This is a genomic window from Pseudoalteromonas sp. DY56-GL79, assembly GCF_041414765.1.
GTDB classification, from domain to species: Bacteria; Pseudomonadota; Gammaproteobacteria; order Enterobacterales; family Alteromonadaceae; genus Pseudoalteromonas; species Pseudoalteromonas piscicida.
Genome location: NZ_JANHZS010000013.1, coordinates 110,327 through 125,853, shown reverse-complemented (window position 1 = coordinate 125,853; position 15,527 = coordinate 110,327). Strand labels below are relative to the sequence as shown.

Annotated in this window: 19 protein-coding genes; 16 read left to right on the top strand and 3 right to left on the bottom strand. The window is 43.7% G+C overall.

Features of this window, described 5'->3' with window-relative positions:
- Positions 1 to 104: 104 nt before the first annotated feature.
- The 15 genes from NO992_RS11245 to NO992_RS11175 all read left to right on the top strand — a co-directional run bounded on the left by NO992_RS11245 (position 105) and on the right by NO992_RS11175 (position 12,893).
- Positions 105 to 599, top strand: coding sequence for a hypothetical protein (locus tag NO992_RS11245; protein WP_371377117.1), 495 nt, complete (start codon positions 105 to 107; stop codon positions 597 to 599).
- Positions 600 to 806: 207 nt separating this feature from the next.
- Complete coding sequence (locus tag NO992_RS11240; protein WP_371377114.1) at positions 807 to 2,225, top strand: MFS transporter; 1,419 nt, start codon at positions 807 to 809, stop codon at positions 2,223 to 2,225.
- Between the two features lie 110 nt (positions 2,226 to 2,335).
- Positions 2,336 to 2,974 carry a thermostable hemolysin gene (locus tag NO992_RS11235; protein ID WP_371377111.1) on the top strand — a complete coding sequence of 213 codons (639 nt, stop codon included), beginning with the start codon at positions 2,336 to 2,338 and terminating at the stop codon, positions 2,972 to 2,974.
- Positions 2,967 to 4,442: an AMP-binding protein gene (locus NO992_RS11230; RefSeq protein WP_371377107.1), complete on the top strand. Its 1,476-nt coding sequence runs from the start codon at positions 2,967 to 2,969 to the stop codon at positions 4,440 to 4,442. Before NO992_RS11235 ends, NO992_RS11230 begins: the two co-directional genes overlap by 8 nt.
- A gap of 13 nt (positions 4,443 to 4,455) precedes the next feature.
- A complete protein-coding gene (locus NO992_RS11225) occupies positions 4,456 to 5,139 on the top strand; it encodes a TenA family transcriptional regulator (RefSeq protein WP_371377103.1) in 684 nt (227 codons plus the stop codon).
- Positions 5,139 to 5,930 (top strand): SDR family oxidoreductase, encoded by a 792-nt coding sequence (locus NO992_RS11220; RefSeq protein WP_371377100.1) that lies wholly within the window; start codon positions 5,139 to 5,141, stop codon positions 5,928 to 5,930. The genes NO992_RS11225 and NO992_RS11220 overlap by 1 nt, the downstream gene beginning before the upstream one ends.
- Positions 5,927 to 6,583, top strand: a complete 657-nt coding sequence (locus tag NO992_RS11215) for a tetratricopeptide repeat protein (protein WP_371377097.1) — start codon at positions 5,927 to 5,929, stop codon at positions 6,581 to 6,583. Before NO992_RS11220 ends, NO992_RS11215 begins: the two co-directional genes overlap by 4 nt.
- Positions 6,580 to 7,242, top strand: a complete 663-nt coding sequence (locus tag NO992_RS11210; protein ID WP_371377094.1) for a response regulator — start codon at positions 6,580 to 6,582, stop codon at positions 7,240 to 7,242. The genes NO992_RS11215 and NO992_RS11210 overlap by 4 nt, the downstream gene beginning before the upstream one ends.
- Positions 7,242 to 8,573, top strand: a complete 1,332-nt coding sequence (locus tag NO992_RS11205; RefSeq protein ID WP_010370236.1) for an ATP-binding protein — start codon at positions 7,242 to 7,244, stop codon at positions 8,571 to 8,573. Before NO992_RS11210 ends, NO992_RS11205 begins: the two co-directional genes overlap by 1 nt.
- Positions 8,560 to 8,919, top strand: coding sequence for a cupredoxin domain-containing protein (locus NO992_RS11200; RefSeq protein WP_253106203.1), 360 nt, complete (start codon positions 8,560 to 8,562; stop codon positions 8,917 to 8,919). The genes NO992_RS11205 and NO992_RS11200 overlap by 14 nt, the downstream gene beginning before the upstream one ends.
- Positions 8,909 to 9,640 (top strand): hypothetical protein, encoded by a 732-nt coding sequence (locus NO992_RS11195; protein ID WP_010370233.1) that lies wholly within the window; start codon positions 8,909 to 8,911, stop codon positions 9,638 to 9,640. Before NO992_RS11200 ends, NO992_RS11195 begins: the two co-directional genes overlap by 11 nt.
- Positions 9,630 to 10,337 (top strand): hypothetical protein, encoded by a 708-nt coding sequence (locus NO992_RS11190; protein WP_371377090.1) that lies wholly within the window; start codon positions 9,630 to 9,632, stop codon positions 10,335 to 10,337. Before NO992_RS11195 ends, NO992_RS11190 begins: the two co-directional genes overlap by 11 nt.
- Positions 10,338 to 10,449: 112 nt before the next feature.
- A complete protein-coding gene (locus tag NO992_RS11185; protein ID WP_371377086.1) occupies positions 10,450 to 11,280 on the top strand; it encodes an alpha/beta fold hydrolase in 831 nt (276 codons plus the stop codon).
- 351 nt (positions 11,281 to 11,631) lie between these two features.
- A complete protein-coding gene (locus NO992_RS11180; RefSeq protein ID WP_010370225.1) occupies positions 11,632 to 11,841 on the top strand; it encodes a cold-shock protein in 210 nt (69 codons plus the stop codon).
- A gap of 482 nt (positions 11,842 to 12,323) precedes the next feature.
- Positions 12,324 to 12,893, top strand: a complete 570-nt coding sequence (locus NO992_RS11175) for a DUF4879 domain-containing protein (RefSeq protein WP_239359716.1) — start codon at positions 12,324 to 12,326, stop codon at positions 12,891 to 12,893.
- A gap of 63 nt (positions 12,894 to 12,956) precedes the next feature.
- Here the strand turns inward: NO992_RS11175 and NO992_RS11170 are convergent, their stop codons facing one another.
- On the bottom strand, positions 12,957 to 13,403 hold the full coding sequence (locus NO992_RS11170) for a hypothetical protein (protein WP_371377083.1): 447 nt from the start codon (positions 13,401 to 13,403) through the stop codon (positions 12,957 to 12,959).
- A 166-nt stretch (positions 13,404 to 13,569) separates the two neighbouring features.
- Here NO992_RS11170 and NO992_RS11165 point away from each other — a divergent pair, with 166 nt between their 5' ends.
- A complete protein-coding gene (locus NO992_RS11165; protein WP_010370215.1) occupies positions 13,570 to 13,911 on the top strand; it encodes a zinc ribbon domain-containing protein YjdM in 342 nt (113 codons plus the stop codon).
- Positions 13,912 to 14,276: 365 nt separating this feature from the next.
- Here NO992_RS11165 and NO992_RS11160 read toward each other — a convergent pair whose 3' ends face one another.
- Together NO992_RS11160 and NO992_RS11155 are read right to left on the bottom strand one after the other, a co-directional pair.
- Positions 14,277 to 14,624 (bottom strand): RidA family protein, encoded by a 348-nt coding sequence (locus NO992_RS11160; RefSeq protein WP_010603817.1) that lies wholly within the window; start codon positions 14,622 to 14,624, stop codon positions 14,277 to 14,279.
- Between the two features lie 177 nt (positions 14,625 to 14,801).
- Positions 14,802 to 15,527 (bottom strand): ABC transporter substrate-binding protein, encoded by a 726-nt coding sequence (locus tag NO992_RS11155; protein ID WP_010370203.1) that lies wholly within the window; start codon positions 15,525 to 15,527, stop codon positions 14,802 to 14,804.

Here is a 15,527-nt window from a genome sequence, read left to right as displayed (position 1 = left end):
CTATTTGCCGTTTATGTAATCAAAAGCGAGTTGCTTGCAAGGAGACCTCTGAAAGCTAACCCGCTTTGCGGCAATCACATAAAATAAATTGAAAGGAACAACGCATGATAAGGATGATATTTGCAACTTTTCTATTGCTTTGGGGCATGCAAGTTGGCGCTCAAGAGCTTATCTTATCGAAGGTCGTCAAGTTAAAGGTCGACTCACCTATCACTATTTCGCATGTGTCTGAAACGTTAGTTTTAGCGTTTAAGGATAGTAAACTGCTTCACGAAACATTAGACCCGCAAAGATTTGTACCTGCTGTTGATTTATCTGGACATGAACATCAATTTGTACGGAGTTTGTTTGAGGTCGATTCAAGAATGAAGTTGCCTGCTTGGCTCCGGGTACTTTCAGAAGAGGTCGCAAGCACCTATCAAATACAGAATGTTCAACAAAAATCTATTCAAGAAATTACGATATTTAGTAGTTACAACAAAGAGGAAGCACACGGGATAGTGTTTGTTCTTGAAGCGCAAGTAATTCATAAAATAGAGGTTGTTGGGCAACAATTACAGTTTCAAAATGTGGTAAATAACATAGCGACAAGGTATTAGGGATCTAATAATCAAAGTGCGGCGCCGTAGAGCCAATCACCGCTGCTCAGCACGTTAAGTTACTGGCTTTCGATTCGCTAAAACTATCTAAGGCTTTGCTGTTAATCCAATCAAGCTTCAAACCTAACTACACACTTGACCTCAAGTTCACTTGAAGTAGTACAGTCACCACTTGTTGATATGGCGCAATGGTAGGAGTGGTAACGCATGATAGAAGATACGGTAAATGCAGAGGATCAAACTGCTCTAGGAGCCAGACAAAAGCGGGTGTTGTTCAGCTTGGCTGTGGTACTCATTTTGCCTACGCTTGGCATGAGTAGTATCAATGTCTTGTTGCCAACACTTGCTGAGGAGTTTGACGTGGGGCAGGCATTGGTGAATTGGGTAGTTGTGGCATATTTGCTTTCGCTTACCGCGTTTATTCTTGGTGCTGGCGCTATTGGTGATAGCCTTGGCCGAAAAAGGGCACTGCGCATTGGGGTTAGCGTCTTTTGCGTGGGCTCCATTGTCGCAGGGCTGAGCGTAAATCTTTGGATGCTGATTGCTGCTAGGCTGTTCCAGGGCATTGGCGCTGCGCTGTTATTATCCCAAGTATTTGCGCTGGCAAGCGTTGCGATGCCAAAGCGTAAAGTTGGACTTGCAATGGGGCTACTCGGTACTACCGCTGCGATTGGCACGGCACTGGGGCCATTGCTAAGTGGCGCAATGCTAGAGTGGTTATCATGGCAGTTCACTTTTTGGTTGATGATATTGCTTGGTGGCGCAGCTAACTTTTTAATTGCAAGATTTCTGCCTGATGATGTTGCAAATCCACCTGAGCCGCAGCGTTTTGATGTTATTGGAAGCGTGTGGCTGTCGGCGTCATGCCTATTTTATGTGTTGGCTATGCCATCGAGTAGTTCGTTTAGTCTTGTCTTGCATAGCGTATTTTTCTTATTTTCAGTGACTTTTATCTACTGTTTTGTACAAAGCCAAAAGCGTGCTCAATTTCCACTTGTGAGTTTGGCTTTTCTTAAACACAAGCTACGCAATGCCTCGTTAATCGTGAGCTTTATAGTTGACGCCATCGCAATGTCGACATTAGTTGTCGGGCCTTTTTATCTTACTTATGCGTTAGGGCTGAGCCCGGTCACGGTTGGTCTTATTGTATCTATCGGGCCTTGTATTGCTGCTGTCGCAGGTTATCCATCAGGCGAGGTGGTTGATCATTTTGGTATCGCGTTTGCTATGTTTTTGGGTTTGCTGATGATCCTCATTGGGACAATTAGCTTTGCAATCCTACCTTCATTATTTGGACTTTATGGCTATGTTGTGGCGTTATTTGTGTTAACTCCCGGAAGGCAGTTGTTTCTAGCGGCTCACCATACCTTTGTGATGACGACAGTAGCCGAAAAAGAAAAGGGCATGGGGTCAGGGCTCATTAATTTATGTAAAAACTTAGGGCTAATGACTGGAGCCTCATTACTTGGTGGTGTATTTAGTGTGTTGTTGCAGGTAAAGAGTGCGGCCTTGGCAAGCTCTGCACAACTTAATATGGCATTTTCACTGACCTTTTTACTCGCTGCACTGTTTATTTTGGTTTCGCTCGTTGCCGTATTTGTGATTAGCCGAAAGCAAGCGTTTTAAAAGTAGAATACGTATCACGAAAAATTTTTTCGTCCTTTTTTCAAACTTAAGGTTTTCTTAATTTTCGCTTTTTAAAGTTTTTACATCAGAACAGGAAAGGTGTGAAAACGATGGGCGAAGCACTACAAGCAACAAACTCACAAAGTCGTCTTAGATGGGCAAACAAGACTTGCGGCGCGCGCGCTGAATTGGAGCACGCTATCCACAGTGGTTTTGCCCATGCTTTTGGCGCTGATATTCATGAGTATTATCCCCTTTTAAGCCATTTAAACTACCGCCAAAGCGATTGCTTTTTAGGTCTTAGATTTGCAGCCAAAGACGCATTATTTGTGGAGCAGTATCTTAATCGTCCGGTAGAGCAGTGCCTCTCAACGGTTTCAGAGCGTAATCATATCGCAGAACTTGGCAATTTGTTTTCAACAGGCCGAATGGCAACGTTAAGCCACTTTATTGTACTGACTCAAGCGCTGCTTGAGAGTGACATCCGCTACTTGGTATTTACGGCGACCAAACAAGTACGTGCATTGATGAAGTTATGCCAAGTCGAGGTTAACAAGATTTCTTTGGCAGACGGCACTATCGCTTCAGCCAAAGATTATGGCAGCTATTACCAATGTGCTCCGATGGTTTGTTCGGTCGATTTACATCAAGCCCAGCAGGTGATCACAAACACTGAAATGTATCAACATTTACTACAAGGACTCGAAGTGGAAATCGCGAGCTTAAAAGAGGCATTTTTATATGTGTGATTTCTTAAAAAAACTGCCACATCAAGACAGTGATGTGATTTTACAGCAAGGGCAAACTCGTCTCACTTTTGCTGAGGTAAAGTCTTACACGCAAGCTTTGGCAGAGCGCTTTATTGTGATGAATGGTGAGGGTGTTGCGGTCTCTCTAGACAACTCTATCGCTTGGTTATTGGTAGATTTTGCACTATTACAAGCGAATAAAGTGTCTATTCCAGTACCTCATTTCTTTACCACAGCGCAAGTTGAACACACCCTTGAGCAGTCAAAAGCAAACTGGTTGATCAGCGATACCAAGCTTGAAAATAGCGCTGAATATTCGGTGTTAGATGTCTATGGTCAAGCAATCTATGTATATCAAACTAGGTGCGAAAGTACGGGAACCTATTTTCCTGAAACGCAAAAGATCACTTATACCTCAGGTTCAACAGGCGCACCAAAAGGCGTATGTCTGTCGGTTGAAAACCAACTTGTCGTGGCGAGCAGTTTATGCGAAACCATCGCACTTAATCGCCCTAAGCACTTGTGTTTATTACCGCTACCTGTGTTGCTAGAAAACATCGCGGGTGTGTATGCGCCGCTGTTGAGTGGTGGCATGGTTGAGGTAACCGAGCTTGCGTCGCTAGGCTTTTCGGGCAGTCAGTTGCTATATCCACAAAAGTTGCTGCAAAAGATAAGTGAAGTACAACCAAATAGCTTAATTTTAGTGCCTGAGCTGCTGCGTTGCCTGCTAAGTGCCACGCAGCAAGGGTGGCAACCCCCTGCAAGTTTACGCTTTATTGCGGTCGGTGGCGCGAAAGTTGACACTGAACTGCTACAGCAAGCTAAACAGCTGGGCTTACCTGTGTTTCAAGGGTATGGACTTTCCGAGTCGGGGTCTGTTGTTGCACTGAATACTGGTGAGCAAGATGGTAGCGTCGGTAAGTTACTGCCTCATATTCAGGCACGTATTGTGGCAGATGAGTTAGAGATCAAAGGGAATAACTTTTTAGGTTACTTGGGCGGCGAAGCGATAGCCCAAGATGCGTGGTTAAAAACCGGCGATAGAGTGTCGAAGCGTGAGCAGCATTTTGTCATCGAAGGCCGGCTAAAAAATCTTCTGATCAATAGCTTTGGACGCAATATTTCTCCCGAGTGGCCGGAGTCCGTTTTGCTTGCCTATGTACCTTTACTGCAATGCGTTGTGGTGGGTGATGGCAAGCCATTTTTAACGGCGCTTATTTATACCCCGACACAACTAACAGCAGCTGTGATTGATAACGCCATTGAGCTTGCCAACCAGCAACTCCCTGATTACGCAAAAATAAAACGTTATGTGCGCGTAGACGAAGCCTTTTCGGTAGGTAACGGCATGCTTACCGCGAACGGTAGACCTAAACGCGACGTGATTTTAGCTAATTTCGCGCAGCAAATTTCAGCGCTTTACTCCCAGAATCAATACGAAGCGGCAGAGTCCGTAGCTTCGGTTTAAAAGGAAAACGACAATGAGCAACTTTTACCAAACCCTACAATCAGAAACGGAACAAGCGCGCCAATATCTACTAAGCGCACCAATTATTCATGATGTTTTTCATGGTCAGATCACCAAAGGCCAATACGTTTCATTTTTACAGCAGGCGTTTCACCACGTAAAGCACACAGTACCACTCCTTATGGCGTGTGGCGCAAAACTAGATGACAGTAAAGAATGGTTGCGAGAAGCAATAGGGCATTACATCGAAGAAGAAATGGGACACCAAGAGTGGATCCTTAATGATATTGCCGCCTGTGGTGTGGATAAAGAAGTAATACGTCATAGCATGCCAAGCTTCGCAACTGAAATGATGGTTTCTTACGCCTACGACAGTATCGCTCGTAAACACCCACTGAGCTTTTTTGGCATGGTTAATGTGCTTGAGGGCACGTCCATCGCACTTGCCGATGATGCTGCTCGTCAAATTGCGAATAAGCTTGGTCTGCCCCGTAGCGCATTTTCCTATTTAACATCTCATGGCGCGTTAGATGTTGAGCATATTGACTTTTTTGCGGGGCTGATGAACAAGATCAGCTGTGAAAAAGAGCAAGCGATCATTATCCACAGCGCTAAACAGTTTTATCGTTTGTATGGCGACGTATTCCGCAACATTGAAGCGATGCCTACAGGTGTTGAATTTGCGGAGGTAAGCTGATGAAAGCAACAAAACTTGCCATTATCACTGGGGCATCTCGGGGGATCGGCCGGGCTATTAGTAAACAATTGGCCATGCATAATTGGCGTTGTTTGCTAATTGGCCGAGACAGCGAAAAATTAAAGCAGGTGATAGCGGGGTTACCGGGAGAACACGATTATCTTGCTTTAGATATCACCGCTGAGGATGCTGCGACACAAATCGCGAGAAAAGCGGCGACTATGGGTGGGGTTGACTTACTCGTCAACAACGCCGGCATTAACACCATGGCTGGGTTTGCTGAAATTTTACCTACTGACTTGAAAAAGCAGATGGAGACGAATTTATTAGCGCCCATGCTAGTTAGTCAAGCCTGTTTACCACAACTGATCTCAAACCATGGCACCATAGTTAATGTAGGTTCAGCGTTTGGTGCTATCGGCTTTCCATATCAAAGCAGTTATTGCGCTAGCAAGTTCGGTCTGCGTGGTTTTACAGAGGCACTGACGCGGGAACTCGATAACCAAGTAGCGGTTAAATATCTTGCGCCACGCGCAACCACAACGGAAATGAATGACGATCGCGCGACAGCTGTAAACCATGCACTAGGTAATCAGATGGACTCGCCAGAGGTCGTCGCACAAGCCTTTATGAAATTGCTCCATAGCAACACCAAACGTGCTGGCATAGGTTTTCCTGAAAGATTTTTTGCGAGACTCAATGGCTTGTTACCAGAGCTTGTTGATAACGCATTAATCAAAAAAGTGAAAACCATCCAAACCATTTTTTCCACTAAGGAGTCATTACGATGAACGCACTAAAAACCTTGTTAGCTTCAGCAACATTACTGGTATTCAGTCAAGGTGCTTGGGCAGCATTTGACGATGATCTTAGCCAAGTCCAAACTAAATGGGCAATGGTAAATTATGAAACCGAGGGCGATGCCCAAGAAAAAGCATTTGAAGAGTTGGTTAAGCAGTGCGTGGCATTTGTTGAACAATATCCAGATCGTGCAGAAGCTTACATCTGGCGTGGTATTGTGCAGTCGAGCTATGCGGGAGCGAAAGGTGGCTTGGGGGCGCTTGGTCTTGCCAAAGAAGCGAAAGCCTCATTCGAAAAAGCCATTGAACTTGATAAAAACGCACTGTCTGGTTCTGCATTAACGAGCTTGGGCACGCTCTATGCTCAGGTCCCAGGCTGGCCAATTGGGTTTGGCAGCGATAAAAAGGCGAAAAAGCTGTTCCAAGAATCATTAGCGATCAATCCGGCAGGAATTGATGTAAACTATTTCTATGCACAGTTTTTATATGACGAACGTGATTATAGTGCCGCACTTGCACACTTGAAAAAAGCGCAGAATGCGCCAAGCCGTCCAGGTAGAGAAAAAGCAGATGAATACCGTCAAGAGGAAGTGGCACAGCTACTGGCGAAAGTCGAAAAAAAGCTAAAAAGAAGGAATAAATGAGGCTATTACTCGTAGAAGACGATGAGCTACTGGCTCAGGGGCTCATCGCATCACTCAAAAAAGAAGGGTATGTCATCGAGCATGCGCCGACGCAAAGACAAGCAATCAGTTTTGTTGAATCTGGTGAATTTGAGCTGGTGGTGCTTGACCTAGGTCTACCTGACGGAGACGGTTTGGCGGTACTCAAGGCGCTGAAAAAAACCAAATCGCAAACCGCTGTGCTCATTCTAACGGCAAGAAATAGTCTTGATGATAAAATTGCAGGGCTGGATTTAGGGGCTGATGACTATTTGGCTAAGCCGTTTGAGCCAAAAGAACTGTTTGCGCGTTTGCGGGTGATTGGTCGACGCTTCACCAAACAAGTGAGCAGCACCTTGAGCTGCAACGATGTCGTGTTAGATCTCGCCAGTCACGAGGTGCTTGTAAGTGGTAGCGCTCAAGAATTACCTCGTAAAGAATATATGTTACTCAAGGCTTTGATGGAAAACAGCGGCCGTGTGCTGTCTAAAACTCAGTTAGAATCTAAGCTTTATGATTGGGGAGAAGCCTTAGGCTCTAATGCTATTGAGGTACATATTCATCACCTCCGTAAGAAAATGCCCGATGGATTTATCAAAACGCTGCGTGGCATTGGCTATGTGGTTGGCAAGGGGGCTTAGTGGGCACGAGAAGCTCGCTTGGAGGTGCTTCAATAACGAGAAAGTTGACCCTAATTTTAGTGTCAGCTTTAGTGCTGACTGCATCCATGGCGCTGCTACGGGGTTATCATTCCAGCATGGCGATGGCACAAGCACAATTAGACAGCCATTTAGAGTCCATCGCAACACTCGTTAATACTCAAGTTACTGCGACTACCCTGCCCAGTGGTGCGAGTAACAACGCATTTTACTTTTTAGTCCTTGAGCACAATCAAGTTGTTGCGGGCAGTGAGCTACTTGCTAAGTACAAGAACAAGCTTAATTATGATGCTGGGTTTAGCACTCAAAATGTGGGGGCGACTAGACTCAGAACCTTCAGCGAAGCGTTCGGTGAAAGGCAAATACTGGTAGCAGAGCCGGTACAAAAGCGTTTTGCCCTTGCTGAAGGCATGATTGTATCTGCAATGACGCCGCTGGTGGTGATCATGCCGTTTCTTGCGGTGTTTATTGCATGGATTATTTATACGGCGTTAAAGCCTTTACGAGATCTTTCTAAAGAGCTTAGACGGCGTAACCCCAAAGACTTTACTCAGCTGGCAGTGCAAAGCGACAAAGCGGAAGTGGCAATCGTTATCGCGACGTTAAATGACCTCTTTCAAAAAGTTGAAGTCGCATATCTTAAAGAGCGTTATTTTGCTTCCGATGCCGCGCATGAGTTAAAAACGCCGATCGCAAGCTTAAAAATCCATCTGCATAATTTAACGCACGATACTAAGCATCCCAGTGCCACTGCTATGTCAAAAGGGCTTGAGCAGCTAAACCATGTGGTTGAACAAATGCTGACGTTAGCGCGTACAGAGCCGGAACTGTGGCATAAGCAATTTGCGCAGCAAGACCTAGTGGCATTAACTCAAGACTTGATTGCTAACTGTTACCCGAGAATCGAACAAAAATCACAAAATATCAGCTTAGAAGCATCAGAAGCGACCATAGAGGGCTGTGAGTTCACATTAACCACATTATTTTCTAATCTAATTGGTAATGCGATTAAATACACGCCAATTGAAGGTGACATAGAAGTAAAAATTCAGCAGCATGCGCAGCGGGTTGTATGGCAAATTGATGATTCGGGTTGTGGTATGTCCGATGCGGAAATAGAGCGAATTTTTGACAGATTTTATCGCGTTGGTGGAGATAAACACCCTTCAGGGGAAAAAGGGGCAGGTTTAGGAATGGCGATAGTCAATCATATAATTGCAATTTATCACGCAGATATCTCTTTTGCTCGCAGTCATTTAGGTGGGCTTAGAGTTTGTGTAAATTTACCGAGGGGGCTGGATGCTAAGGACTAAGGTCTCTTCGCTGTCTTTCGCGCTTGGTTTGCCTTTGGCGACCTGTAGTTTCGCCTTGTGGGCGGAAGAAAGTTATACCATTATTCTTAAAAATCATTTATTTACTCCAGCACAAGTTGAGGTGCCTGCAAATCGTAAAGTAAAGCTCATCATCGAAAATCAAGACCCTCAGGTTGAAGAGTTTGACAGTTTTGATCTTAATCGTGAAAAAGTGCTTTTTCCGAACCGTAAAAGTGTGATTTATATCGGCCCGCTAGCACCCGGTGAATATAGCTTTTTTGGTGAGTTTTCACCAAATACAGCACAAGGTATCGTTATCGTGAAGGAGCCAAGCAATGCTTCTTAATGCAGTGGTGGTGAGCGTGAACCAATTATTACCAGTAACTGTACTTTGGGTACTATTAGCACAATGTACCAATGCTGCTTTACCACTTAAAACGACACTCATCGCGCTGAGTGCGGGGCTAGTCGGCTGTTTTGGCATATGGTTTTTGGGTGGAGAAATAGCCTCGAGTTTTGATTATCGCGGGTTCGAGTTATTGCAAATAGGTCTGTTACTCAGTTTATTTTGCTTAATAATTGCAACAAAACGCACCGGACATACGGCCCTTGCTGCCTTGGCCTTTGGACTAGCAGTGGTATTGTACTTGCACCATTTGGCAAGCTTTGCGTTCTCTTATTCGAAGCCAGCGGATGGTCAAACCCTCGCTATTGGCACCTCGCTTGGTGTGGGGATCTGTTTGAGCTTTTCTATTCTACTCTTCTTTTTCCTTGATTGGTTGAAGAGTAAGCACTTACCTTGGTTGTTGCTGCTGTTATTGGCTTTACACGGTGCGAGTAAGGTGTCGATTGCATTGGACTTGGCGCTTCAAGTGGACTTAATTAGTGCCGCCAGACTTGAAATAGACTTGCGACAAATTGTGGACGAACACAGTGTTGTTGGTCGAGTGCTAAGAGTATTAGTGGGGTATGAGGCAACACCAAATGCTGCAACGCTTGCAGGGTTTGGAGGCGCGTTGATTACGTTCTTGGGATGTACATATTGGAGAACAGCGCATGCGAAATAATGTTTTACTCGCGCTGCTGGTGAGTTTTTTTGGGGTGGTGGCATTTAGTGCAAAAGCGGATGGTATGGTGGTGGACAAAGTTTATCATCCTTATGTAATGCCGCTTGAGCGTGAGTTGGAGTGGCGACTACTATCTCGGCAAACCGAGCAAGGGAACGTGCTGGCACAGCGTTTAGGGCTTGGTTGGAGTCTCACTGAAACAATGACTATCGAAGGTTACGCGATAGGTGAGCGCGACGATGAGGGCAACTTTGACTTGGCGGCTTACGAGTTAGAGTCGCGTTGGCAATTTGTAGAGCAAGGGCGCTACTGGGCGGATATAGGCATATTGTTCGAGCTTGAAAAACGCCATAAATTCGATGCCTATGAAGCTACCGCAGGGTTTTTATTTGAGAAGGAATTTGGCCGCACGAGCCTTACCATGAATGCATTTTTGGTGAGGGAGTGGGGTAAGGACATTGAGGATGAATGGGAATCTGAGTTTAGAGCACAACTGCGCTACCGCTTGTATAGTGCTTTTCAGCCAGCAATTGAAGTCTATGTCGGAGAAGACTTTTTTGGTGTTGGCCCAGGGTTTATCGGACTGCATCGATTTGAAGGTCAAAAACAGCTGAAATGGGAAGCGGGTTTTATTTCGGAGATCAGCCAATCTGGCAAAGATCATAGCTTTAGACTCGCATTGGAATTTGAGTTTTAAGTGTCGCTTTTACTTTGTTTAAATAAAGGGGAGATGCAGCAAAAATGTCATTAGCTTATGGTGCATCTAGCTGCTAACTTTAGAGTCGAACTATAGATATCAAGGAAACGATATGTATCGCACGCTAACTTTATTGGGGTGGTTGTTCGTTAATAGTGCTTATGCACAGGTTGCGCTTGAACGTGATATTCAAGAGCACATAGTGGTTGCGAACAAAGTATCTTTGCAGGTTTATCATGTTGCGGGCAACGAACCTGCCGTTGTTTTTGAAAGTGGTTCTGCAGCGCCTGCAATTTATTGGACACCAGTAATGATGGGTCTCGCGCAGCAAGTACCCAATGCATTGGTGGCCTATAACCGTGAAGGTTATGGCAAAAGCGAGCTTAGCCACAGAGCCTATAGTATTGATACGGATAATCGTAATCTTCGTGAAGTGTTGAGAACGCTTGATATTCGGCCGCCATTTATTTATGTTGGTCATTCATACGCATACTATGTAATGCAAAACTACATCACCTATTATCCAGAGCAAGTTGCAGGCTTGTTGTATGTTGACCCTGTGACCGTTTACTTCATCGATAAAACCCACGCCTTAGCGCAGGATAAGCTACTTAAACCCTTGAGTACTCTGCCAGAAAATACCTTCGGTGAAGCTCTGCGCCGGGAAACTCAAGCGCTAAGTGAAACCGTTGCGAGTGTTCGGGCGCATCAAGCACCTGATCATATACCGTGTCGTGTTATCGTTGCCCAAAGACCATTTGATCCAACTCAGCGCGATGTTAAAGCATGGCGAGAAGGACAAGAAGCGTTGGCATCACATTGTGATTCTGAGCTAATTATAGCCAAGGGAAGTGACCACACCGTACCTATGAATGCCCCGCAAGTGGTCGTGGAGCAAGTGGTGCAATTAATTCGGGAATTAGAGTCAAAAAAGCCTCTCTAGCTTTATGAATATTTTATTGCAATCTCTATTATTTACACAGGGTTAGGGGAATAATGTGTTTAAAAAATAGGGTGTTGAAAAAGCCGTGAAAAAAATATTGATATTTGTCATTAGCAAGTCATATTGATGATTAAAAATACATTGACTTAGGGCGGAATCCCTATATGATGTTCATAGACAGAATTTGAGTCAGTGTTTTAAAATCTCCATTACGTTGTTGTATAAGTGTTTGCTTGTAGTAGTACCGTCCTGAAGTTTTATCCACTCTACAAATTTAGGTCTATGCGCCCACATGGGCATAGCTCATCAATGCGCAGCATTGGTTTTTGTTTTTATATCAGGATTAGTATTATGTCTAACACTCTTACAGGTACCGTTAAGTGGTTTAACGAGTCTAAAGGTTTTGGTTTCATCGCTCAAGAAAATGGCCCTGACGTGTTCGCACACTTCAGCGCAATTACAGGTGACGGTTTCCGCACCCTAGCTGAAGGCGACAGAGTAGAGTTCACAGTTACTGACGGCCAGAAAGGTCCTCAAGCTGAGAAAATCGTTAAGCTTTAATCGCTTAATTGATGAAGAAAAAGCAAGCTAAGGCTTGCTTTTTTTGTGCCTGAATATCAAAAAATTTTCCACTCAGTCAATAAATATAATCGCTTCAGTTTTTGACTATTACTCATCTACTTTCTACTTTACAACGCATTGGCATTACTGATGTCTTGAGTGCTTGACATTTTTATTACTTGATCCAGATCCTGTTATAAATGCAGGGTGTAAATTAATTGGTTTATTTTGTTGTTTAGTGTTGTTTTTGTGTTAATGTTTGTAACTGCCAGCGGCGGTTTATATCAATCCTCGTAATGAAGTTATCTACCTTTGAGTAGATAACGCTTTAATTTTTGCTAAGCCATATGCATTTCAATATTAACCTAAGAGCTTGTTTTAATTTTGAAAGTGTTATCCATAGCTTGCTAATGTGTATAAGTTAAAACGAATTGACATAACTGGCATCGATAACTTAAACAGTGTTTAAAAGGACAATTAAGATGAAGAAAAAAAGCTATTCAATGCTACTAATGTTGGCGCTCACTTCCGCATTTTCTGCTGTTGCTGGAGATATCGAGCAAGGTGTGATGAAAAACCCAACTACTTACTATTCGCTAGACTTTGAACAATCCCCACTAGCTATGCATGCACCTGTCGCGAGAGATGAGTTTTCAATGAGTAGTGCTGAGATCATGCCAATGGCACCGGCTCAAGGGATCACGTATTTTGAGCTGGGTATCGTACGTTCGCAATTAGGCGGCGATCAAACTATTTCACAAAGTCAACTTTCTACAGGAACTAACCACGGTGGCAGCTATCTATTTATCTACGCTTGGCAGTTTGGTTATGGCAATCCGAATAATGCGGTGATGAATGGGATCTCTAAATCAACTGGATTGAGTGAAGCTCGGTGTGGCAACGATTTACACCGTTGTTCGGTTGGGGAAACTGTCACGGGTTGGTTGTATGGTTGGGACTTCTCAGGTCAAGAGTCTGGTCAAGTTAAAGTTTCTTCAAATTCAACAGCTTCGCCATTTGGTACGTCAAGCGACTCGCTTTATATTAATTAGTTTGATTTGAACTAAACACTAAGGTGCATTTGAATAATACTAAATGCACCTATCTAGAATATTTTAGCCATTTAGTCCCTTTCTTTCACTGTTGAGCCTTTCCAAAATCGATATCGAATTTAAATAGTTGGCTCTAGCCTCTTTGGTTTGAGCTGAAAGCGAGTTTGATAAACTAAAAGTATGCTTCATGTCATTAAGTAGATTGTATTTTTGAGATGGATTTTCCACCATAGAAGTTGGTGCACCGATCGCCATCATTTGACCAGTACTGATAAGCCCCCCTTCAAACAACTCTTTAGACATAGCGCGAGCTTCTTGAGCCGAAATATTATTTACATCATATTTAGAGGCAATATTTTGCCAGTTCTGGTGCGCTTGTTTGCCAGCCTCACTGATTGCTACAGTATCTGTGGCTACTACTTCCTGTTTCTCACCTTGTCGAGACGTGGACTGCTGTTGTGCAAGTTGAGAGTATACGGCACTGACATTACTAGATTGATTAATAATCATTGAGAATTCCTTCCATGCATTTGGTTAAATACGATTATTAGCCAGCAATTTTAGTGCCAAAATCTCATCCTAAAGTCTCGGATCGAAAGAGTTGACATCGTCCCTATTAAATTCAGAACGTTGATATTACTATATGCTACAAACTGAAATAGTGAATGGATAGTATATGTCTTTACCTGCTTGCCCCAAGTGCAATTCTGAATATGTTTATCAAGATCAAAGTCAACTAATATGCCCTGAATGTGCTTACGAATGGGACCCAAACGCGACTGCGACCGAGGACGACATTCAAGTAAAAGATGCCAATGGCACACTATTAGTGGATGGCGATAAAGTCACTGTGATTAAAGATTTAAAAATCAAAGGCAGCTCACAAGTCATTAAGATTGGTACTAAGGCCTTGGTAAGGCGCGTGCTCGATAAAAAAGATCATGAGCTTGACTGCAAGGTAGATGGCGTTGGCGAAATGATGGTTACGGCGAAGTTTGTGAAGAAAGCGAATACTTAAGTGGATAAGTGTTCAGAGGTTATGGAGTTTTAAAGCGCCATTGACCTCCGCGAAAGTTAGCGCTCATAAGGTCACTGGAGTCACAGACACGCAAAGCAGAGAAGCCATAGGTAATGACGGAACAACGGTGACATCCATCACTATTTTGACTTTAGAACATAGCGAGCATAGTTTTACGGTGTGCAAACGATGTAATAAATGGGCATAGTGTTGTGGTTCAATAAATCTGGACACTACTTTAGGTGGTATCATTACCACCTGACACTGCCGCGTTAAATACGGCTGTCAAATTTGATCAATATCTAAAAATCAAATCTGACAGAGTAAAGGCAAGCCTTATCTAAATCAGGCTTATGTTTTTTAGACTAGATCTCTGCAGCAACCACCGAAATCTCAACAAGTAATGCATCACGAGCCATGCTCGCTTCTACGCAAGCGCGAGCTGGTGCATAACCTTCAGGCACCCATGCATCCCAAACCTCGTTCATTTCTGCAAAATACTTCATGTCTTTAATATAAATTGTCGCAGAAAGAATGTGTTTGCGGTCGCTGCCTGCTTGAATAAGTAGCTCATCAACTTTCTCAAGCATGGTTTCAGTTTGTGCCCTAATTCCTTGCTCGGCGTCTTTACAGACTTGGCCACATAAATAAATAGTACCATTGTGTTTTACAATGCGGCTCATTCGTTGTTTGGTATCAATTCGTTCAATCACTGTTTTTCCTTTCTAATCGTTACTGTAATCGGCAGGTTTAGGCTGAAATGTTATCTCTTTTTATTGAGATGAGCTACTTGCTTGGTATTGGTTTTTATGAAAAGCAGCGACGATTAAGTGCTACCCATACAAACCAATATACGTGAGAGTATTTTGGATTAAAGCAATTGGGTTTAGCTAGAGCTCCAATACCTTACGGTACGCTTCTGTTTTACTTACTTTCGCAAATGCAATACGTAATCGTTCGACAATGTCGGCTGGTAACTGGTTGTTCGTTGCAAGATAACCTTTTACCGAGAGTGCCTTCACATCGTATAAAAAGGCAAAGTGGTCGGCTGGAAGGTTAAGTTCCGTGGCCATGGTTTTGATATAACGCGGGTCATCAATCACTAAATCAACGCGATTTGCAACGAGTAACTCATATGACTTTTCGATGTCGCTGGTTTGAACAAAGTTAAACCCGAGTGCTTTAAGTGTGCCTTCGGCGATATCACCACGCTGAACTGCTATTTTGTATTGTTTGGCATCCTCAAGTGATTGGATTTTTATGTCCTCACGATAACGATTGGTAACAAACCCTAAATGAAATACAGCAACAGGACCAATCCAATGAAAACTGTCTTCTCTTGCGGGGGTCTTTGCGATGCTATAAATTAAGGTATGTTTGTCATGCTGCGCTAATTTAAAAGCTCTGGCCCAAGGGTAAATAGAAAACTGTCCCTCGAGTTCAGCCGCTTTTAAAATCGCTTTGACCAGAACGGTACTTGAGCCTGCAACTTGGTGGTTTTCTATGGTTTGATTGGGTGGAGAAAGTTCCGTAACAACCTGTAATTTCGCCCATAACGGTAATGGGCTAATCAGCAAAATAAACAGTAGTAGACGTCCAACAACAGCATTCGTCAT